The organism is Prochlorococcus sp. G4PB16, from assembly GCF_059772465.1.
On the sequence record NZ_CM186289.1, the window covers coordinates 586,380 to 604,220 of the forward strand.

The 17,841-nt window shown below is 34.9% G+C and carries 28 protein-coding genes and 1 tRNA gene; 15 read left to right on the forward strand and 14 right to left on the reverse strand.

Annotated elements, in window-relative coordinates; translation table 11 throughout:
* Positions 1-154 precede the first annotated feature (154 nt).
* From AC6EIZ_RS03745 to AC6EIZ_RS03765, 5 genes are all read right to left on the reverse strand, one after another.
* On the reverse strand, positions 155-481 hold the full coding sequence (locus AC6EIZ_RS03745; RefSeq protein ID WP_498512482.1) for a DUF3104 domain-containing protein: 327 nt from the start codon (positions 479-481) through the stop codon (positions 155-157).
* Positions 474-656, reverse strand: a complete 183-nt coding sequence (locus AC6EIZ_RS03750; RefSeq protein WP_498512483.1) for a hypothetical protein — start codon at positions 654-656, stop codon at positions 474-476. Before AC6EIZ_RS03750 ends, AC6EIZ_RS03745 begins: the two co-directional genes overlap by 8 nt.
* A gap of 146 nt (positions 657-802) precedes the next feature.
* Entirely contained in the window at positions 803-1,027 is a 225-nt protein-coding gene (locus AC6EIZ_RS03755) for a hypothetical protein (protein ID WP_498512484.1), read from the reverse strand.
* Complete coding sequence (locus AC6EIZ_RS03760) at positions 1,028-1,237, reverse strand: hypothetical protein (protein WP_498512486.1); 210 nt, start codon at positions 1,235-1,237, stop codon at positions 1,028-1,030.
* Positions 1,238-1,633: 396 nt separating this feature from the next.
* On the reverse strand, positions 1,634-2,644 hold the full coding sequence (locus AC6EIZ_RS03765) for a porin (RefSeq protein ID WP_498512488.1): 1,011 nt from the start codon (positions 2,642-2,644) through the stop codon (positions 1,634-1,636).
* Positions 2,645-2,993: 349 nt separating this feature from the next.
* Here AC6EIZ_RS03765 and AC6EIZ_RS03770 point away from each other — a divergent pair, with 349 nt between their 5' ends.
* Both AC6EIZ_RS03770 and AC6EIZ_RS03775 read left to right on the forward strand, forming a co-directional pair.
* On the forward strand, positions 2,994-3,275 hold the full coding sequence (locus tag AC6EIZ_RS03770) for a hypothetical protein (protein WP_498512489.1): 282 nt from the start codon (positions 2,994-2,996) through the stop codon (positions 3,273-3,275).
* Positions 3,276-3,468: 193 nt separating this feature from the next.
* Positions 3,469-4,410 (forward strand): hypothetical protein, encoded by a 942-nt coding sequence (locus AC6EIZ_RS03775; protein WP_498512490.1) that lies wholly within the window; start codon positions 3,469-3,471, stop codon positions 4,408-4,410.
* 470 nt (positions 4,411-4,880) lie between these two features.
* Here AC6EIZ_RS03775 and AC6EIZ_RS03780 read toward each other — a convergent pair whose 3' ends face one another.
* Together AC6EIZ_RS03780 and AC6EIZ_RS03785 are read right to left on the reverse strand one after the other, a co-directional pair.
* Positions 4,881-5,168: a hypothetical protein gene (locus tag AC6EIZ_RS03780; RefSeq protein ID WP_498512492.1), complete on the reverse strand. Its 288-nt coding sequence runs from the start codon at positions 5,166-5,168 to the stop codon at positions 4,881-4,883.
* A 177-nt stretch (positions 5,169-5,345) separates the two neighbouring features.
* Positions 5,346-5,924 carry a S41 family peptidase gene (locus AC6EIZ_RS03785; RefSeq protein ID WP_498512494.1) on the reverse strand — a complete coding sequence of 193 codons (579 nt, stop codon included), beginning with the start codon at positions 5,922-5,924 and terminating at the stop codon, positions 5,346-5,348.
* A 619-nt stretch (positions 5,925-6,543) separates the two neighbouring features.
* On the opposite strand from AC6EIZ_RS03785, the gene AC6EIZ_RS03790 reads away from it, so the two are divergent.
* Positions 6,544-6,747 carry a DUF2905 domain-containing protein gene (locus AC6EIZ_RS03790; protein WP_498512466.1) on the forward strand — a complete coding sequence of 68 codons (204 nt, stop codon included), beginning with the start codon at positions 6,544-6,546 and terminating at the stop codon, positions 6,745-6,747.
* Between the two features lie 316 nt (positions 6,748-7,063).
* On the forward strand, positions 7,064-7,459 hold the full coding sequence (locus AC6EIZ_RS03795; protein WP_498513171.1) for an OsmC family protein: 396 nt from the start codon (positions 7,064-7,066) through the stop codon (positions 7,457-7,459).
* Between the two features lie 247 nt (positions 7,460-7,706).
* Here AC6EIZ_RS03795 and AC6EIZ_RS03800 read toward each other — a convergent pair whose 3' ends face one another.
* The gene (locus tag AC6EIZ_RS03800; protein WP_498512496.1) at positions 7,707-7,847 is read right to left on the reverse strand and encodes a hypothetical protein; all 141 of its coding nucleotides are present in this window, start codon (positions 7,845-7,847) and stop codon (positions 7,707-7,709) included.
* A 308-nt stretch (positions 7,848-8,155) separates the two neighbouring features.
* Between AC6EIZ_RS03800 and AC6EIZ_RS03805 the strand changes: the two genes are divergently transcribed.
* Complete coding sequence (locus tag AC6EIZ_RS03805) at positions 8,156-8,326, forward strand: hypothetical protein (RefSeq protein ID WP_498463061.1); 171 nt, start codon at positions 8,156-8,158, stop codon at positions 8,324-8,326.
* Between the two features lie 72 nt (positions 8,327-8,398).
* Here the strand turns inward: AC6EIZ_RS03805 and AC6EIZ_RS03810 are convergent, their stop codons facing one another.
* Entirely contained in the window at positions 8,399-8,599 is a 201-nt protein-coding gene (locus tag AC6EIZ_RS03810; RefSeq protein WP_498512498.1) for a DUF2839 family protein, read from the reverse strand.
* A 61-nt stretch (positions 8,600-8,660) separates the two neighbouring features.
* On the opposite strand from AC6EIZ_RS03810, the gene AC6EIZ_RS03815 reads away from it, so the two are divergent.
* Positions 8,661-8,783, forward strand: coding sequence for a hypothetical protein (locus AC6EIZ_RS03815; protein WP_498512500.1), 123 nt, complete (start codon positions 8,661-8,663; stop codon positions 8,781-8,783).
* 5 nt (positions 8,784-8,788) lie between these two features.
* Here AC6EIZ_RS03815 and AC6EIZ_RS03820 read toward each other — a convergent pair whose 3' ends face one another.
* Positions 8,789-8,929 carry a hypothetical protein gene (locus AC6EIZ_RS03820; RefSeq protein ID WP_498512502.1) on the reverse strand — a complete coding sequence of 47 codons (141 nt, stop codon included), beginning with the start codon at positions 8,927-8,929 and terminating at the stop codon, positions 8,789-8,791.
* A 122-nt stretch (positions 8,930-9,051) separates the two neighbouring features.
* On the opposite strand from AC6EIZ_RS03820, the gene AC6EIZ_RS03825 reads away from it, so the two are divergent.
* Both AC6EIZ_RS03825 and AC6EIZ_RS03830 read left to right on the forward strand, forming a co-directional pair.
* The gene (locus AC6EIZ_RS03825; RefSeq protein WP_498512504.1) at positions 9,052-9,285 is read left to right on the forward strand and encodes a DUF1651 domain-containing protein; all 234 of its coding nucleotides are present in this window, start codon (positions 9,052-9,054) and stop codon (positions 9,283-9,285) included.
* A gap of 263 nt (positions 9,286-9,548) precedes the next feature.
* Positions 9,549-9,716 carry a DUF8622 domain-containing protein gene (locus AC6EIZ_RS03830; RefSeq protein ID WP_498512506.1) on the forward strand — a complete coding sequence of 56 codons (168 nt, stop codon included), beginning with the start codon at positions 9,549-9,551 and terminating at the stop codon, positions 9,714-9,716.
* A gap of 15 nt (positions 9,717-9,731) precedes the next feature.
* Here AC6EIZ_RS03830 and AC6EIZ_RS03835 read toward each other — a convergent pair whose 3' ends face one another.
* A complete protein-coding gene (locus tag AC6EIZ_RS03835) occupies positions 9,732-9,911 on the reverse strand; it encodes a hypothetical protein (protein ID WP_498512508.1) in 180 nt (59 codons plus the stop codon).
* 613 nt (positions 9,912-10,524) lie between these two features.
* Positions 10,525-10,803, reverse strand: coding sequence for a DUF3104 domain-containing protein (locus tag AC6EIZ_RS03840; RefSeq protein ID WP_498512510.1), 279 nt, complete (start codon positions 10,801-10,803; stop codon positions 10,525-10,527).
* 106 nt (positions 10,804-10,909) lie between these two features.
* On the opposite strand from AC6EIZ_RS03840, the gene AC6EIZ_RS03845 reads away from it, so the two are divergent.
* The 4 genes from AC6EIZ_RS03845 (at position 10,910) to AC6EIZ_RS03860 (ending at position 12,496) form a co-directional block, all read left to right on the forward strand.
* Positions 10,910-11,077 (forward strand): hypothetical protein, encoded by a 168-nt coding sequence (locus AC6EIZ_RS03845; protein WP_498512512.1) that lies wholly within the window; start codon positions 10,910-10,912, stop codon positions 11,075-11,077.
* A gap of 485 nt (positions 11,078-11,562) precedes the next feature.
* Positions 11,563-11,949 (forward strand): putative quinol monooxygenase, encoded by a 387-nt coding sequence (locus tag AC6EIZ_RS03850; RefSeq protein WP_498512514.1) that lies wholly within the window; start codon positions 11,563-11,565, stop codon positions 11,947-11,949.
* 6 nt (positions 11,950-11,955) lie between these two features.
* On the forward strand, positions 11,956-12,168 hold the full coding sequence (locus tag AC6EIZ_RS03855) for a hypothetical protein (RefSeq protein ID WP_498512516.1): 213 nt from the start codon (positions 11,956-11,958) through the stop codon (positions 12,166-12,168).
* A gap of 142 nt (positions 12,169-12,310) precedes the next feature.
* A complete protein-coding gene (locus AC6EIZ_RS03860) occupies positions 12,311-12,496 on the forward strand; it encodes a hypothetical protein (protein ID WP_498512518.1) in 186 nt (61 codons plus the stop codon).
* A 98-nt stretch (positions 12,497-12,594) separates the two neighbouring features.
* Here the strand turns inward: AC6EIZ_RS03860 and AC6EIZ_RS03865 are convergent.
* Positions 12,595-12,668, reverse strand: a tRNA-Pro gene (locus tag AC6EIZ_RS03865).
* A gap of 275 nt (positions 12,669-12,943) precedes the next feature.
* Positions 12,944-13,930, reverse strand: a complete 987-nt coding sequence (locus tag AC6EIZ_RS03870) for a lectin-like protein (protein ID WP_498512520.1) — start codon at positions 13,928-13,930, stop codon at positions 12,944-12,946.
* A 1,296-nt stretch (positions 13,931-15,226) separates the two neighbouring features.
* On the opposite strand from AC6EIZ_RS03870, the gene AC6EIZ_RS03875 reads away from it, so the two are divergent.
* From AC6EIZ_RS03875 to AC6EIZ_RS03885, 3 genes are all read left to right on the forward strand, one after another.
* Positions 15,227-15,625 carry a hypothetical protein gene (locus AC6EIZ_RS03875; RefSeq protein ID WP_498512522.1) on the forward strand — a complete coding sequence of 133 codons (399 nt, stop codon included), beginning with the start codon at positions 15,227-15,229 and terminating at the stop codon, positions 15,623-15,625.
* A 522-nt stretch (positions 15,626-16,147) separates the two neighbouring features.
* Positions 16,148-16,642 carry a hypothetical protein gene (locus AC6EIZ_RS03880; protein WP_498512524.1) on the forward strand — a complete coding sequence of 165 codons (495 nt, stop codon included), beginning with the start codon at positions 16,148-16,150 and terminating at the stop codon, positions 16,640-16,642.
* A 369-nt stretch (positions 16,643-17,011) separates the two neighbouring features.
* On the forward strand, positions 17,012-17,305 hold the full coding sequence (locus AC6EIZ_RS03885; protein ID WP_498512526.1) for a hypothetical protein: 294 nt from the start codon (positions 17,012-17,014) through the stop codon (positions 17,303-17,305).
* Positions 17,306-17,841 lie beyond the last annotated feature (536 nt).

Sequence of the window (17,841 nt, forward strand, 5' to 3'; positions counted from 1 at the left end):
CGATGATAGAACAGGATTTCACCAACTAACCCCTGATCTAGCTTGAACTTGTTGAACGCAACACAGCCTTTAATCCAGTTACTCTCTCTTACATGTAATAAGAATAAACGGAAGTTTTCTCAAACCAAAGTTCGGTTGGGGTAGGACTTTCCATCTAATTTCCACTCAATTTCTTTTTGCCTATTTTTTTCTCATAGTTTTCAACCGTTGGAAGGATATTAATTATTGGCCCTTCAGTCGAAGATTCAAGTCTTTTTTGTACTTCTGCCTCGTAGGTGCAAACTATCTCTTTAACTTCTTCACCATGCACAAATTTAATTTCGCCTGTATCTACATTTGCGACTTGAAAAAGCGTGGGAGCTAGTGGATCTCTAGCCCCTCCAACAAATGAGAGAACTTTGCAAATTTCATCTTTACCAACTAAAACAGTGTCTCTTGATTTGACCTGAAGGAATAATGGATCTTCTTCTATTTCATGCATGTTTCTTTTCCGTAATCTCAAAATCGCTGGCTATTGATTTCAAAATTCCAGCTATGTAGTCGGGAGGGCATTGGAGTTCTTCAAGCAAGTCATTGGCTTCGTCTTTAATAAATTCACAACTGCTGCTAATTACCCCATTAATCTGATTGGCTGTTGGTTTCCATTCTTCAGTCATAGCGATTACGAATACTTGTTTACTTAATAACAGTCAGTCGAAGTTATGTAGTTCATTTATAACAAAAAAATAGGGAGCTAACTGCCCCCTGAAAAATAGACTGTCAACCGAGCTTTCAAATTAACTATCAGTCGATAGATTGCGGGTTAACGCTTCCTTATATAAATAAAGAAATAAACAATCCAGAAGACAGCTAGGTAAATAAAGAAAACTGCTATTGGATTTAATCCTGCCACCGATGCAAATTTCAGCCCCAAAGGTATTGAGGCAAAAATCAATCCATATCCAAGCATGTGATTAAAAACTCCCCAGCTTCGGAAATACCAAGACAGGGCAAATCCAATGAGAACTAAAACTGTGAAAATTGCCATTTATTTTTTTTCCTTTCTCATGTCGTAATTAAATTTGGTAGAAACTTTATTTCCTTGCCAACTAAGAGTGCCTTGATACATGTCCTCGCTGAGTAAGTAGTTGAGCGCGTCTTTCGAAATTGGTTCAGATGCTTCACCCACTTTTGCTTGAACCGCAAAAGGCCAGAAAAACAAAAGAAAACCGAGAACAAAAGAAAAGAGTTCTTTCATAAGCCCATTCTTCCTAAGTCTGTTAAATCAAGTTGTTTCTAACAGCAATTGCCTAAGAATTTAATCTATCACTAGAAAGTTAAGACTTAGGAGATCCCGCTGAGATCCAAGTCTCACTATCCCATTAGAAAAGACAGGCTGGGAAACCTGTCTCTGACTGATCAGAGCGACAGTATTCGAACCTGCGACCTAGTGCTCCCAAAGTTATAGGTTTAACATAGTTATATCTTGACTTTAAGGCTATAACTCCAATTATATCAATATTTACTTTCTAATACTTTCCAATACATTCTAATATATGTTTGCTTTTTCCCAAATTTTTGCCAGAGCGAATCACATAAAAAGTTCCTGTCCAATGGACAGGAGCTTTTTTGAGAAATTTAAGTTTTTATGTGCTTAGAAGCTGAATACAGTTTCAACAACAACACCATTGTCATCATCACCAGTACTCGTATCTTCTAAAGAAAAGAATCCAGGAGTGATTGATACATTGTCGTTCAATGCATAAGTGTAGGAAACTTCAAATCCTGTCGAATCTTCAGAGTCACTACCATCAACATCAGTTGAGTTATAAGCAGCACTCAATGTTCCAGGGCCAACTTCAAAGTCAACACCAACAAACAGGTCTGTTTGGTCTGCACCAGTTTCAGGATCTGTTGTGTCATAAGCAACGCTGAATATAGCATCAATTGACTCTGGGCTGTAGTAGATACCACCTCCAAATGTGTCGTATCCTGTCGTTCCGCCTTCACCGTCATTAGAAGCGATCACAAGGCCACCACCAAAGCCTTCGCCGTCATAACCAAGAGTGACAGTCGTTACATCATCACCATTGTCAGCACCAATTCCAATTGTTGAATCAGTACCACCTACGGATATTAAGCTTGCAGAAGCGACAACACCGTTGTCGTTCGAATAAGCGACTCCAATTCCAGGACCGGTTTCTTCACCCGCTTCAGAGAAAGGCATTGCTCCTAATCTGAAACTTCCTGAGTAGGCAGAAGTTGTGGCAGCAAGAACATCATCCTGGGCAACCACAGGACCAGCAGTTACTTCTAGATCTCCTACGGGAAAAGCATAGAAAAGTGAAGATATTTTTAGAGTTGCACCGTCTTCTACGGCACTATCCATGCTTGCGAGTGGACCACTAGCATTACCTGCTTCAATGCCTGCGGAAAGTAGATCTTCACCAGTAAAACTAGAGCTGATTTCTAACTCATATGCGTATTGCATATAAAGCTCTTCTTCCGTAGCGGATGTTCCACCATTCGCTACAGAACCAACTGTAAAAACAGCACCACCACCAAAATTTGTGGTTGATGTGAATGCAGTATCCGCATTAACTGCAGCAGGAGCCATTAGGCCCAAGGCAGCAGGAGCTACCAGCAAACACTGAAAAAGTTTCAAAGTGTCCTCACACTAAAATTACATGAAAATGATAATCGTTTGCATAGCGTTAATCAAGTTTCTTGCGAGAAAAAGTATATCGACCAATCAACTCTTGAGATCAACGAGGTCTTGCGCCAGAAGTAGTTCTCGGTAATTGCACGACGAAATATTTTGATAGCCAGAGAGAAATAATTATCGTTTTCATGCCGTAGCATCATTTGACATATCCTTTCGTTAAAGAAGGTGGTTAATACTTGGCTTGTTTTAGGTCCTCCGGGTCGTAGCGAAACCAGCTGGATTCTTGGCAAATTAAAAAACATAATAGTTAGTGTGGTTATCTTCGCTTTTCAGATTCTCCGAAAACTCTTTGGAACAGGCAGACTCTAATGAGAAAGATAGTGATCTAGATGGTTCTCGCACCTTTATCTATGACCTCAAACTAGACAACCTGATTCTTAAGACAGTGGGTGACTATGATGGAGACGGATTCCAAGAACTTTATTGGAGCAAAGTAGATAACTCTGCATATTTAAGAGCCATGCTGCATGGTGATGGCAATATCCAATACGCCAACTATCAAAATCTACAGCAAATGACTGATTACTTAACTAGCAATGGATTTGCAGATACGGTTGCTTTGATTACCTAATTGAATTGAGATGGAAAGTAAAATATTTTGACCTCCAAGATGAAAGTTTGATAGTCTTTTAAAAATGTAATTGTATTACATTTTTTTTGTATTGTTTTTACTATTTCTATCGGTTTTTTATCTGCTCAGATCCACAATCATACCTGAATTATATTATATTTATTTTACATGTTGGCCCTAACTATTAATTGTTATGGAAAAAATATTAACTAAAAGAGTTACAGTTAACTCTAAAAGTTTAAATCATCCATATTTTAGTCAAGGCTCATCTAAAGGATATTTTATTGATGAAATAGAATCACCTTCACTAAATTTAATAAAAAATATAACATATCGATTCGATCAATCAGACCCCAGTAATAGCAATCATCAAATTCAGTTTTTTGTTGATGCAAATAAATCAGTTGCTTATAAAACAAATGTAAAACAAGTAGGGATCGCAGGAACATCAGGAGCATACACTGAAATTCTTACATCTGAGAATGCACCTACCGAAATTTTTTATCAATGTCAAAACCATCCCTATATGGGAAGTCAATTAAACCTTTCATCATCAATTACAACTACAACAGATGGATTAACCAAAGAAGAAAAATATGTTCTCTCAGAAATTCAAGATTATGATGGAAATCTCCATGGATTCTTAGGTGAAGCACCTACAACTGTTAAGTCTGCTTATAAATATCAAGGCACCTTAGATGTCAATAATGACGGAACCAAAGAAGCAGTCTATACAAACCAAATAAGTGGTCGATGGGTCACTGCTTCTATCGACCCAATCACAGGAGCATTTGATTACTCCAAACATGGAGCAGAAGGAACAACAAGAATTGTTGGTATCTACCAAGATCCACTAGTAGCAAATGGAACGGTCGAAAAAGATAGTGTCTTTGATGGGTCAAGAACTTTTATTAATGATTTAAAACTCGATAATCTCATCCTTAAAACTGTTGGAGACTATGACGGTGATGGATTCCAAGAACTTTATTGGAGCAAAGTAGATAACTCTGCATATTTAAGAGCCGTTATGCATGCTGATGGCAATATACAATACGCCAACTATCAAAATCTGCAGCAAATGACTGATTACTTAACTGGCAATGGATTCGCAGATACTGTTGCTTTGATTGCTTGATCTGGGTCCTTATCAAAATTTACTTTGAGGGTATATTCGTGCCTCGAAAACTTTCTAGGCAGGAGCTTTCAAAGTGGTTAACAAGCTTAACTTTTAACACCAAATAGCCTGATATAAATGAATTAAGGTCGTGTTAAGCGGTTATTAGGAGGTTAACTATTTGTTTGACAAGTTGGCTTAATAAAGTACATAAAACACGGTTATACACATAAAAATATCTTCAAGTAATTAAACCAAAGGTTGCCTATCAACAAGCTGTTGAGAGCCTATTTAGGATTATTGATCAAGGTATTACTGATCGAGAGAACACTGGGTATATAAAAGAATTAAAGAATCATTGAATGCTCTTGAGGGAGAAAAAGTTGTTGATGTCTAAATAGATCAGTCAGATAAAGAAAAACCTCTTCCCTATATAGAAGGGAAGAGACTACCGAAAAATTTATGCTTACACAATTTCCTCAAGTTGTTAATTAAGCAGTGACTTTCTCTTGCTCCTTCTTAGTAGGAGCAAGAGCTTTGATCTCCTCTTGAAGTTCATGCTCACGTTTATCAAGCAACTTGACTCGAGCTTGATAACTCTCTTCCAACCTCTTACGAGAAGTCTCGATATTCTCGAGCTCTTCTTCTCTTTGGTTACGCTTGATTTCTTCTAACTGACTATCAGAGACAACATAAACTGTTCTCATAGGGGAGAAGAAAGAATCAGCGAATACTGCGTCAAATAAAGAGGAATACATTACGTTTATTTCAAAGGACATATCTACTTTGACTCGACTAGACGGAATTTAAAATGTTTAAACCGAAGAATTAAATACGGCCTCTACGACCAAGATCGGTTACTACTACTGATTGGTTGGGTATGCCGATAGATCAATAGTAAGTCTTATACAAAACTATTTACTATTAATAAGTGCAAAATGGAGTTAGCAATTGAATTAGATTTGGTTATTAGGGAATAATTCTTTATTTGACTCAGGAGGGTAACCTTGTGGATTCATTGGCTGTAGATCCCGTGGAAAACCATACTTAAAAAATTCTCTTATGTTTAATTGATTCAAAGATTCTCGTTCAGGAATAACAAATGTATCTCGAATCAAGTTCACCTCAATTTTTTTTCTTTTACCTTTTTCGTTAGTTCTACCAATGATTAATTTAATTGGCTTATCTTTAGGACCTTTGATTAATTTAATTGCCTCCTTTAAACCCATTCCTTTCGTAGACTTTCCATCTATCTTTAGGATTACATCACCTGATTCCATATCGGCATTACTGGCAGGAGAGCTATTAATAACTGATTGAATTGTTAATTCTGCTGTATCACTATTCAAAAAAAGCGTTATACCAACACCAGTCATTTCTCTTTTGATACTTGGAGTTTTACCCTGGTTAGTCATTACGCAACCTGAGTAATCTCTAGCTTCTAGGCAATGTTTGTGAATCTCCTCTGAGACTTCAGCCTTTACAGTGAGCGGTAATACAAAAGCAGAAATAAAAGGAAGTAGTAAGTGTTTCATTCTTGGATGTTACCTACACTAAATTTAAGCTGTATGCGCTATCAATTTATAATACATGCCGTCCACTTAATTTATAGCTACTCCTATTTTTAAAAGCTCTTTGAAATTTAAATATAACTAGTTAAAAATGAAAATACGGAATATCTTTGAGACGAGGAGGATTAGAGGAGCAAATACCAAATTGCATGCACTCAATCACATCATCATCATATTTGGGCTTAGAAGTAGAAAACAACTCATGATTCAGGAAAGGTCCTTTGACATTCTTTAGTAGATGATTAAATGGATTTCCACAAGACATAATGATTCCCCCTAAAAAGGTTGGGGAGGCATTCCATCCAATATGACTTTGAATGCCTTCCCCTCTACTATCAGAACCAAGTCTTAAAATAAAAGTTCTGATAATTCTTTTCTAATCAAAGTGATCTAAAAATCAAATCAGTATAAATTACTGTTTTATCTTGTATTTTTTGCGGGAGGTATTTAAACCTCCCTAAAGCCTGAGCCAGTAATCAAAGTATGGGCAGAGGCCCTGGGAAAGGTTTAATTGAAAGCGTAATAGTTGAAAAGGGTGCTATCACCCAAGTATTAGTACAGTTGGGTTAATTAATAACTAATAATGCAAAGGATACTAATTACACTTGGACTTGTTATCGCTTCGATTGGCGTTCTGTATCCCTATTTAAAACAAATAGGGTTAGGACGATTACCTGGGGACATTATTCTTAGAGGTGAGAACTCAACTTTTTATTTCCCAGTTGTTAGCTGTATTGCCATTAGTGTGCTTCTTACCGTCATTTTTAATTTGTTTCGAACTTCCTAGTATCTGCCATGACTCAAGAGGCTGATTAAAATTAATCTTTTTCTATGACTAATCTAATGAGTAGGGAGTAATACTTGAGTAATAACCGAGATATCTAAATTAGAAAAAGTCAGGTGTGACGATGATATTCGAATAGAGGGCTTATGAAACTAAAAACTCCGTTCTCTTTCCTCAAAAATGCGTTGAGTGATATTCAAGTGATGCATGATTTCAATTACGAAATTCCTACTGAAACAAGAGAAGAGTTTTGGAGAAATGAATGTGATCTACACCCAACCAACTCAACATGTAAGTCATACGAAGTGTAAACAAAATCATTTGTACATACCTTGGTGATTTAAAAACAGAATCTCTTCATGAACAATCTGGTTCAGTCTTACGAACTGATGCACCCCTAGATCATGAAGGAAAAGGCCGAGATTTCTGTCCTACAGATCTAGTAGCGACAGCATTAGGGACTTGTCTACTAACAGTGATGGGTATGAAAGCGAAAAAGGAAAGGTGGTCATTAGATGGTCTTAAACTAGAAGTAAACAAACAGATGTCTAAGCTTGGTCCCAGGAAAATCGATTCTTTGCTTATTCATATTTTCACACCATCAAATCTGAGCACTGATCAATTGAATGCATTAAAAAAAGATATAAAAGATTGCCCTGTATTGAGAAATATTCAAAGTTCTACAAATATTAATCTTCTATGGACACAACATTAAAGGAGGCTTTGCAATGCGTTTTAATTTTGTTCCTACTCAGTTTTCCGTGAGGATTGTGGGTTATTTGAAAATGCTAAATTTTAAAGCTATGGCGAGAAAAGGAGGCTGGCATCTAGTACAGCCTCCTTTCTCTGATTAGTAGAGATTCCGATATCTACCAACGTCAGGATATTTATGAAAGAATAATTAATCGGGATGTTCGATTCGTGTAGTGCTTTCCTTTTTTATTTGAAGGGAGTTACCTAGGTTAGTTGCCGCCTCTAAAAGGTGAGTTGTAATAAGCCTTATTAACTGTAAAGAGCGTGCAAAGAGATACTGCTATACCTAAAAAACCAACTACTAATATTGGAGAAAATGATGGAAATTCGTAAACTGGAATTGGATTCATAATTATGTAAATAACAACTTATTAGTTCTAAAAGATTCGAAATTTATCGGTATGTGGTTAGTACTACAATTAACTTCGCTTATTACTACATAGCTCCGGGTTAACTCCTTCTAACGACTCAATACCAAACTAATACTCAAATCTATTAATAAGATCGTTAAAGCTCAAACTGATTTATCAACACAACATTATTCTTGAAATTCTTAGCACTCTTTCTAGCTGAACAAGTTCATTAAGTATTAATGTATCTTCTTTTACTTCGGAAACTTTTTTAACCCGTTAGATTTATACGACTTCTCACAAAGCAAATGAATTCATCTCTTACTAGAGGAGGCGAAGGCATCAAATTAAACAGAGTATCCAAGATTGCTCTTACTTTGACTTCTTCTACCTTCTTCCTATATGGACTAGGCCAAGCACCAATCTTCAAGAATTTTCTTGCAAGTGCAATGTCAGGAGCTTGCCCATTCTCTGGTTAATTAAATTTAAGATCTCAAACTAAACAATAAAAAGGGCTGACCTAGATCAGCCCTTTTTTGTTGTTACCCAATTCAACTGTTTAATTCAAAGCCCCACATAAGAAAAATCAAACCTAAAGCCATAGTCACAATTGGAGCATAAGGGTATCGACTCATTTGATATTTAGTAGGCCAAGGTAACCAAGAGAAAAGCTTTTCTTCTCTACTTATCTTTTTCTGTTTTGAAGATTTTGGTGGTAATCCAAGTTCTTTTCTTCTCTTGGCTTCTCCCATCGTCTTATTTAGATCAGGACAAATAATAAGAGTTCTTTGATCGGATTGAAGTATAAAAAACTTGTTTCGAGATTATTTTGGTGTTATCGAAAAAGGTATTACTGAGAGAAGACAGAAAGAAATGCTCCAAGGAATGATGGAGAAATTACAAGCTTTAGAGGGTGGTCGAGTTTTAGATATTTAAATACGTTACTTTCTCTGAAAAGCAGATTTTTGATTATCAGATTTAAAAAGGAAATATGCTGCTGCTCCTAACCAGATTGAGAGAGATACTAAAAGAATTAGATATGTAGAGAATCCCAGTTCTGCTGTAGCCAAAGCAAAAGTCATTGAATTTGAAGTCGAAGTGAATACATTCTTATCTGAAATTTTTAAAGAGGTTGCATTTTTTAAGTAACATGAACAGGCTGCACTAAAAACAGAGTAATATTTTTGTACTACTCTTCTAACACATGAAGCGTGATGGTTGGGTGAAGGATGCGGATGGTGTATGGATATTGAGGTTTAGGTATGACTGGGATAGTTGGGAACAAAATCCAAAAGTACTAATTGATAGAGGAAGATTGATGTCTAACGGAATACCTCTTCTTCAAAGTAGAAAGAGGATGAGAAGGAGTCTTGCAATTGTCCTCTGGAAGGATCTTCTAGCTAGTGGATGGAAGCGTGTTAATCCTCAATGGGATTAGTCTGTCCAATACGGGCAAGAGGTTAAGCAAAGATTGGAAAGCCCTACCTCAACCGAACTGCTGTTTTTGAGAACTTACTTTTAGGTTATTTCCAGATCGGTGGGCACTGGTCAGAGTTTGGGACTTATGTATTAGAAATGCTTTTGGTTCCAATTCTCGAAAAACCGAAGGGGTGGAATGTTCAACCTTTTCCCTTCAAAAAACTCCTCACACATTAGTGAACCCCCTTTTTTGGTCATCAGGTTTTTTTTTTAATTCAAAATATGTTCTGCGATATTTGTAAAAAAGATTACCTGGTTCAATATCGGGTAACCAATACCCAATCTAAAAATTGGATCTTTACTTGTAAAAAGTGTTGGCAATACTTCTCTAGGACAGAAGGCTATAGATATGGCGGGACTAGAAAAGCTAATCGCAGAGTAAATACATAGTTATGTCTCATATGTCTAGTTGAATATTTGATTAGTTCTATTTTTTAGAAAGCGTTTTTGATAATTGGATCTAATTTTCTTTAAGTGTGGCAACCTTTCTGCTACATCCACAGGCATTTTCTTTGCTGCTTTGAGTAACTCAATTGCGTATTTATGAGTGTCCTTGCAAATAAATAATCTATGTAGGAAATCCATTGGTCGAAGCTTGGATCATATATACACATAGCTAATTTTTTTTACTTGAACAATGGTTTTGCCTTTGAACGGAGTCAGAAATTTAAATATTAATCAAAGTAGCAATAGCAAAACAACCAATAAAAGTTCCTAGCATTGCCAAAGGCATCGTCATAAAAAGAAGCAAAATTTCATCTGGTTTTCTCAAGAAATTACATTCATCATTACACTATGTAATATAGGTAAAAAGCTGCAAATACTGTTTTTATTGCTTCTTAAGATATTCTGCAAAGAACATTAACCAATTATTAACTAACGCTTATTGCTCTTGGCTTTACACTTCTCAACTTAATATTGTAGCGATTTCATCAACAACTTTTTGCTCTAGATAACGATGATAAGTTTTTATATGTTCGCCAACACTGTGTCCCATACATTTGGCTGCTAGTCCTATCTGAATAAAGGATTAAAAAGGTTCGGTTTTAGGAAAAAAAACGTGGTGCTCTCCTCCTCCCGACCAATAAAAATATGAATTAGACCAAAGGTGTAAGAAAGGAGGTTTTATGAGACTATTCACTCCCTTCACTATTCCCAAAAAGGAAAACTGCGACCTTTGCAGGATTAAAAGGAATAATCAGAAGAGGGGCAAATAGCCTCTCTTATTACAGCTGCTTGATTTCCTAGTAAAGCGAAGAAGGCTTTTGATTGTTGTCCGATATTCGCAAATTATTTCTGTAACTTCTTCCCCATGAATCCAACGGATTTCGCCATAATCTACGTTGGCAATTTGAAAGAGTGAGGATGCATCAGGATCACGAGAGCCGCCAACAAAAGTAAGAACTTTTCCAATTTGGTCCTTTTCATATAGAACAGCGTCACCAAGCCTGAATTTTAAAAATGAAGGTCTATCCATATTTAATTACTAGCAAAAATAATAGTAATTACTTATGTGGTCTCCACATAGATTTTCAAATTCATTTGAAGTAGAAATGAATTAAGGATATTTAGGAGGTTTTGCTATGACCTGCGGAAATCCCTTCAACCATATGCTCAAAAATATTTTGATTGAGATGATTGATTCTCCTGCCCTATGGAAAATTAGAGACGAAAAAGAAATGGATTTTCTCACTTATGGATTTTGCTCTAAGCCAGAATCATTTCCTCAGCCCAGACGAGTAATTCTTTAGGAGGATTCATATGAAATTAACTGAACTACTTTTGCTATTTTCTTCATTAGTACTAACTTTTTTAGGTTTTTCATTTATGGCTATTTAGCCAGAATTAAAAGAGGGGCTAAATGCCCCCTATTTAAAGAATGGAAAGCCCTACTTCAACCGAACTTCAGTTTTGGGAGCTAACTTTTACTTTACATACATCAAGAGCGAGTAACTGGGTTCAAGGCTGTGTTGCGGTCAAGCTCTAGAAAGAGAAGGGGACAGTCGCCGAAATCCTGTCCCTTAGCTCTATAACTCAGTAAAAGTAGGTCTGCACTTTTTTGAGAACTTTTGTTGGTGGAATGTTCAACTTTTTCCCCTCAGAAACTTCCTCACACAATTTTTAGTTAACCCTCCGCTGAGAGGGTTTTCTTATGTTAGTGAGACTTAAAATATGTTTTCCGGATACAACGAATCAACAAGAAATCTGTAAAGCTTGTTTCAATTGAAATAAACTAATGTCATTTGGAGCAGATACTCCCTTCATCCTTATTGCTCGTATCCAAATTAAACCAGACAAAGTTCAGGAATACCTTTTACTTGCCGCCAAAACTGATACAGCAGTAGAGGTCTCAGAACCAGGCATGTTGCACCATACTTTCGATCAAGATCCTGAAAATCCACTAAATTTTGTTTGGTCTGAAGTTTATAAAAATGATGAAGCCTTTATTGCTCATCTAGCTAATCCAGCAGTAGGCGAATATTTACAAGAGCATCCAAAACTTGCTGATGATTTTACAGTTGAGGTATATGGAACAGTAGGAGATAAATGTCTTGAAGTCATGAACGGAACTGGCGTTCCTTTTAAGGTTTTTACTACCAAGCTTGGTTACAGCAGGGTCTAAGTAAGAGTGAATTTCGATGATTATCAAATAGCCTTATTATTTTCAGTTCTCGTTTTAGTTCCATTAGCAGGCTGGAAGATTACTGGCATGGTGAAAAAGCTTCAGCTAATGTTCAACAGAGGAAAGGAAGAGAACGAGGAACTTACACCAAAACAAAAAGAATTTGTCGAGTTTCTTGAGAAGGCCTCAAATCAATCAAAGGAGAACAATGATGCCTGATGTGAAATTAAATTCTGGTTCCGATGATGTAGGAATGAAATTCAAGATAATTGGGATTTCAGTGACCTTTGGCTTAAACGCAATAGTCTTTATTTGGTATTTCTTCTTCTCAGGTCTTACATAAAAGAATCATGATGGGAAAATGAATTTCGCTGATAACTGGTCCAGGGTTTTTGTTGTGATTACGTTTCTGACTTTTGGAGAAGCACAAATTATTGGTGGAATCGTTCCTAATCTGATTGCTTTTGGTTTGTTCCTTGGAGCAATTGGATACTTTGCTTCAACTGGGAAAATGGCTGAGATGTTCGGCTGGAAAAACAACAAATAAAGCTATCACTAGCGAGTCAAGACTCAGGAGATCCCGCTTAGATCCCAGGCTCATTTCCACATTAAAAAAGACAGGCTGGGAAACCTGTCTCTTACTGATCGGGGCGACAGGATTCGAACCTGCGACCTAGTGCTCCCAAAGCACCCGCGCTACCAAGCTGCGCCACGCCCCGTTACTGCTTTTCAAGCTTTTCACTAACTTTGTGCTTTACCTTGACTGGTCATGCATAGGCATGAATATTAATCATAGGACACAAATCCTTATCTAAGAAAAAAAGAAAGCTAGGTGGGAAGAAACTTTAAAAGACAATGTGAGAAGTCTAAACCGAGGGTGGTCCATTCAGGAAGGTAAGGGTGAAATGCGCAAGTTTTTAAAGGATAAATCTATTAGGAAACAAGAAAACAATTCTTGAATACTTATTTTTATGTTTCGCAAAAGATATGCTTTTTAATCACATGTAGGCACCTCGGCAATCCCCCAGTTATAAGGCCAATAAGCATCATCTGTTAATCCGTAATATTCTTTAGGGTCAACTGGTTCTTGCCACCATCCATTTAATCCACCATGACGCTCAGCATGACCAGAGGGATCCTTCATTAACAAATGAAAACCTCCTGCCTGACCACTCTGATGATATTCATTATTCCACCCACCTTGCCCTGCACCATATGGCGAGTCATAACCTTCATCCAATTCATTACCATTTGCCCAATTAAAATTACCCTCTGAATCTGAAATCAATCCAATCCAAGCTCCTGCACGCATTCCATTACTCCAGTTAGGATCAGGATGAGACAACATTTCACCGTAAGTCTCGTTTAAAAATTGATTTTCAGCTGCATTATTTGGTGTTGTTAGAAATCCACCTAGTTTTTGGGCATTTTCATTTGCTTCTGTCCAGGATGATCCTCTCACCAATGCATAAGCAGAACAACCTCGCTTAGCTAAACTACCTTCAAACACAACATCACTATTTTTCATTATTAAGCCTTCAATAGAATTCCTTACATTGCCACAAACTGCTTGCAAAGAAGTATTAATATCACTACCACTAAGTCCTTTAAATTCATACATCAATTGATTATTACTTGTATCTAAAATAAATTTAGGCAAGGTATTCGTATCATTTGGAATGGCACTAATCAATCCACTTTCTAATGAGCCATTACAACTATTCATTCCATCTGATTGCAGCTGGTAAGAATTTAAATTGCTTAGAGTAAATTCATATGGGTTTTCTTCGCTTACATTATTGATTAAACACTCATTTTGAATTAGTTTCATGGCTGCTAAAGCAGCAGTTGCCTTTGCTTGTCTCTGAAAACAAATAAATGTCGGTATACCAATCCCTGATAAGACCACAACCACTGAAGTTACAACTACAAGCTCTATCAGAGAAAACCCTTCTTCTTGAGAATCATCCTTTACGCCCATTGGATTCTTAATAAAAAAATTATTGAATTTTTTTAAGTTTGACTAACAATTACAAATAAATTCAAAATATATAAAAAGTTTAATTTTTGGTAATCACCACTTAAAAACTCAAGCATCAATAAATTTTCAGGCAAGAACACCATTCAAAGAAGAAAAATAAAGCTAGTGCAAAGAAATGCAAAGGCATCCTCTTGCCTGCCTTGGTTAGAAATTGTGATTAAAACTCTTCTTCATTCTTAATTATTTACTCGTGGGAGCTGTTCCCAATAGCTAAGATACATAACATTGAAAGTGAATCTATTGGCACCTCATTTAGACCACCCCATTTTGTTATTAGTTTGGCACATCCTTGTTGGGTATCTTCTAACCGTTAGTTGCGACTGGAACTGGATACCTTTAACAAAGGAAGAGAAAAAAAGAGGTCCTTCCCTTGACCAAATCAGAGGTAGACTTTTTGGTTAATACATTTAAAAATATAAACCAAAAATAATAACTTGCTATCAAAGCATTCAAGGTCATCCTCTTTTAATTAATAAAAGATGAAAACAATTGACACTATAGAAATAGCTTTAGACCAAATAAACATTCCAAAATTTTATTTTCATTACTTTTATCTGTCTGCACAATGATGAAATGTCTCAAGGGATTATCGTTGCATTAATTTCTGTACCTTCAAATACTAAAAAAAGGTGGGAGATTTAGTTGAATTAATTCTCTTTTTCGATCTGTTTTTTTACTGATTTAAACCTAGATGTAATATGCCTTATACATATTTCGATATATTTATCAATTTTACTTATCCTTTGGATTTCTAATGGAGGTACAATGAAATGGCGCGGCTTTAATTAGAATAAGGGAAGAGCTAAATATGTTTATCACTTCATTTTCTATGAAAACTACTTTTCAAAAGCTTATCTAAATATTAAAAAATATAATTAATCCTGATCAATTTAATAGCTATTAATTATTTATTTTATCTAAACAAATACATCTATCCAAAATATATGAAAACACTATTGAGAATAAATAGCTAGTGACTTAAAGATTGTAGAGGTGTTATTCATAGAAGAGGAAGGACAATCGAAACAAAATTTTCAATTGTTCTATCAGTAAAACAAATGAAGGTAGTTTTTTTATTTGATTTTAAACTACCTTCATTCCATAATAAATTTAAACATATGATATTTTAATAAGATATTTAAAACATATTTAAAATAATATTCATAGTTCGATCAATTTTTCTTCACGGTAAGAATAAAAATCTTTCATAATTCGAATATACAATTAAGTCATTTAGTGAAACTCATACCAAATTTTGCTGAATTACTGCATGAGATTAAATTACCATCTCCTGAAAAATGCTTTATTATTGAGCATGGTGATGAAAAGTACATAGCAAAATGGATAAAAAACGGCGAAATTACATGTAGCTTGGAAAAACTTTTCAAATGGATAACTTTAGAGTACAAATTAAAAAATAACTATTTAAATAACGAAGAAAGACAACTTGCAGAAGAAGTAAAAAAGAGATTCCCTATTGACCAGTGGCGTGTAATAAAAATTTTTAGCGACCATCAAAGAAAATATCGATACTACAAAAAGGCAATTGATGACGTAAAAAGTCGAACTACTCCTCGCATGAACGAACAAGCAATTATGACCATCTTCAGCCCTGGTTGGGGTATAAATACCTAATGTGGTATAATTACCTATAAGAATTTCTAGGCTGAAGCTAATGATCGAAAAGTACCCCTTGCTCCCATTCATTATTTTTGGAGCAGCACTAGTCAGCACAGCTACTATTGGTTTACCCGTATTTGCTGGATAATTTAAATATATAAATATCAACGCTCATAAAAAAATATTCATTCACTTAAATATCAAAATATGGATCAAAAAACAAAAATCAAACAACTTACTAGTAAGCTAGAGAATAATTTAATATTAAAATAAATTTTATAAAGATTTAAATATTTATTATTATTTTTCTAAAATTGCAAACCAATAATTAAACAGAAAATAAGAAGAATATAAGAATATTAAAAGATAAACCCAGTTAAGCCAAGCAGGCCTCCTATTACTATTTGCCATCAAAACTAATAAATCAATTCAAAACATAATATACTTAATATGACTAAAATTTGACTTTGAGTTTTAAGGCTTAACGTTAATTCTAAAATTTAAAAACCAAAAGTAATTACATAAAAGGAAGAATTTATGAAAAAACGATATAAGTTTCTCGAAAAGCACATTAATGAATTTAGAAATACATACAAAAGCATACAAGGAAATAAATGGTCCTTGAATCTCCCCGTTTTTCTTTTTAATAGAGATTGGTTCAGACTTAAGAAAGTAACCTTATACAATTTAGCTAAAGAACTTAGACCAGATAATTCACAAGAAGCACCAGAGATAATTCAATATGAACAATTACTTAAAGATGGACATGATCATTTGCTCGCTATTCAAGAATGTTGGAATGAATTTGGAATTGAAGATTTTTATCGATCCCTCAGAAACTCTTCAGAGTGGAAATCAAAAGGTAACAACGGATGGACATTTAAAAAATATGCTGAACTTCTAATGGGATACAGAAAAGTTATTGAAAAGAAAGAATTTCGCATACCCTTGATTATTTTAGGTAGAAACCCAAAAGAGGATCATCAACTTGAATGGATAAACGAAGAGTTCATTTCTGAATTACTCCACTAAGATTAAGACAAAAAAGATCTCAGGCTTTAAGCAATAGTTAAATCGTCTGATCTCGTTCCCCACTCAGTATCTTCCAGAAGATCAGAATAACAGGATGCATTTACCAAGTTATATTTCTGAAACTTCCATTCTGAATCTTCTAGATAATCAGAGTACTCAAATGTTTTGGCGAGAAGTGAAAACTCTTTACTAAAAGGGCACATAGAATTTAGTTATTTTTCCAATCATTCACACTACTTAAGCTAAATGCAACTAAAAATTATAATTCCTAAATATTTAGAAAGAAGAGTTAAGTCAAAAAAAAGAACTGAGTTCAGTTGAATATCTGTTATAGGATATGAATATGATTAAAAACCTTTTTGAATAAGAATGGGGTACATCAAAAAGGAAAAGGATGGTGCGTTTGATTTAGAAAAACTTCCTGAAGGCGTTTATTTTTTTTCAGGTGAAGAAGGTTTTGTTAAAGTTGAAGTAGACAAACATGGTCATCAGTCTTGGGATCTGAAAAATTGGTTTTCATCTCTAGATCCAGACAAAAATGAGACTAAACGTTTACAGATAATTCAAAATATCAAAACAAGGATAAATGCAGCGACAGGGTTGATTAATCCTCCTGAAAAGAAAAACAAAAAAGGTCTTATGAACTTTTTCAAAAATCTGTGAACAACAAAAATTTATTTAAAAAATAGAAATACTTGATTTGCTGCTAATCCAATCAAAAAATATCTTAATAATGTACACCAAGCATACAAATATACACATTGATAGTCAGACTTTGAGACTTCCACACCTTTATGCTTCAATAATAATATAAATCGATAATTTGAATTATTTTTAATAATAAACACAACACTTAACGCTAATAATAGTATTCTATTTGTATTAAATAATAAGATAAAGGAAACAAAAAAAGAAATATTTGAGACAAAGTCAATAAGTGGAATAAATACAGCAGGCAGAACTATCAAATTAGATAATATATAAATTAATCTGCTAGGATTTATCCAAGAGAGCACTTGTGAATAAATAAATATATATATATATATATTTAGCAGAAAATTAATTAGATGGCAATTTTCAATGAAATTTATTAAAGATAAAAATCTAAGCCTGCAAATAATCAAGCTATCTATGAAATTCTTTTACCACACACCTCTTCAGACGGAAAGTGCAAAAAAGAGGGTATTGAAATGATTATA

Excerpts from the sequence above, each read along its gene's own strand:
- AC6EIZ_RS03745 (WP_498512482.1), bottom strand. The coding sequence starts at position 481 with ATGCATGAAATAGAAGAAGATCCATTATTCCTTCAGGTCAAATCAAGA.
- AC6EIZ_RS03750 (WP_498512483.1), bottom strand. The coding sequence starts at position 656 with ATGACTGAAGAATGGAAACCAACAGCCAATCAGATTAATGGGGTAATT.
- AC6EIZ_RS03755 (WP_498512484.1), bottom strand. The coding sequence starts at position 1,027 with ATGGCAATTTTCACAGTTTTAGTTCTCATTGGATTTGCCCTGTCTTGG.
- AC6EIZ_RS03760 (WP_498512486.1), bottom strand. The coding sequence starts at position 1,237 with ATGAAAGAACTCTTTTCTTTTGTTCTCGGTTTTCTTTTGTTTTTCTGG.
- AC6EIZ_RS03775 (WP_498512490.1), top strand. The coding sequence starts at position 3,469 with ATGGAAAAAATATTAACTAAAAGAGTTACAGTTAACTCTAAAAGTTTA.
- AC6EIZ_RS03780 (WP_498512492.1), bottom strand. The coding sequence starts at position 5,168 with ATGTCCTTTGAAATAAACGTAATGTATTCCTCTTTATTTGACGCAGTA.
- AC6EIZ_RS03785 (WP_498512494.1), bottom strand. The coding sequence starts at position 5,924 with ATGAAACACTTACTACTTCCTTTTATTTCTGCTTTTGTATTACCGCTC.
- AC6EIZ_RS03790 (WP_498512466.1), top strand. The coding sequence starts at position 6,544 with ATGCAAAGGATACTAATTACACTTGGACTTGTTATCGCTTCGATTGGC.
- AC6EIZ_RS03800 (WP_498512496.1), bottom strand. The coding sequence starts at position 7,847 with ATGAATCCAATTCCAGTTTACGAATTTCCATCATTTTCTCCAATATTA.
- AC6EIZ_RS03805 (WP_498463061.1), top strand. The coding sequence starts at position 8,156 with ATGAATTCATCTCTTACTAGAGGAGGCGAAGGCATCAAATTAAACAGA.
- AC6EIZ_RS03810 (WP_498512498.1), bottom strand. The coding sequence starts at position 8,599 with ATGGGAGAAGCCAAGAGAAGAAAAGAACTTGGATTACCACCAAAATCT.
- AC6EIZ_RS03820 (WP_498512502.1), bottom strand. The coding sequence starts at position 8,929 with ATGACTTTTGCTTTGGCTACAGCAGAACTGGGATTCTCTACATATCTA.
- AC6EIZ_RS03825 (WP_498512504.1), top strand. The coding sequence starts at position 9,052 with ATGAAGCGTGATGGTTGGGTGAAGGATGCGGATGGTGTATGGATATTG.
- AC6EIZ_RS03830 (WP_498512506.1), top strand. The coding sequence starts at position 9,549 with ATGTTCTGCGATATTTGTAAAAAAGATTACCTGGTTCAATATCGGGTA.
- AC6EIZ_RS03835 (WP_498512508.1), bottom strand. The coding sequence starts at position 9,911 with ATGGATTTCCTACATAGATTATTTATTTGCAAGGACACTCATAAATAC.
- AC6EIZ_RS03840 (WP_498512510.1), bottom strand. The coding sequence starts at position 10,803 with ATGGATAGACCTTCATTTTTAAAATTCAGGCTTGGTGACGCTGTTCTA.
- AC6EIZ_RS03845 (WP_498512512.1), top strand. The coding sequence starts at position 10,910 with ATGACCTGCGGAAATCCCTTCAACCATATGCTCAAAAATATTTTGATT.
- AC6EIZ_RS03850 (WP_498512514.1), top strand. The coding sequence starts at position 11,563 with ATGTCATTTGGAGCAGATACTCCCTTCATCCTTATTGCTCGTATCCAA.
- AC6EIZ_RS03860 (WP_498512518.1), top strand. The coding sequence starts at position 12,311 with ATGAATTTCGCTGATAACTGGTCCAGGGTTTTTGTTGTGATTACGTTT.
- AC6EIZ_RS03870 (WP_498512520.1), bottom strand. The coding sequence starts at position 13,930 with ATGGGCGTAAAGGATGATTCTCAAGAAGAAGGGTTTTCTCTGATAGAG.
- AC6EIZ_RS03880 (WP_498512524.1), top strand. The coding sequence starts at position 16,148 with ATGAAAAAACGATATAAGTTTCTCGAAAAGCACATTAATGAATTTAGA.
- AC6EIZ_RS03885 (WP_498512526.1), top strand. The coding sequence starts at position 17,012 with ATGGGGTACATCAAAAAGGAAAAGGATGGTGCGTTTGATTTAGAAAAA.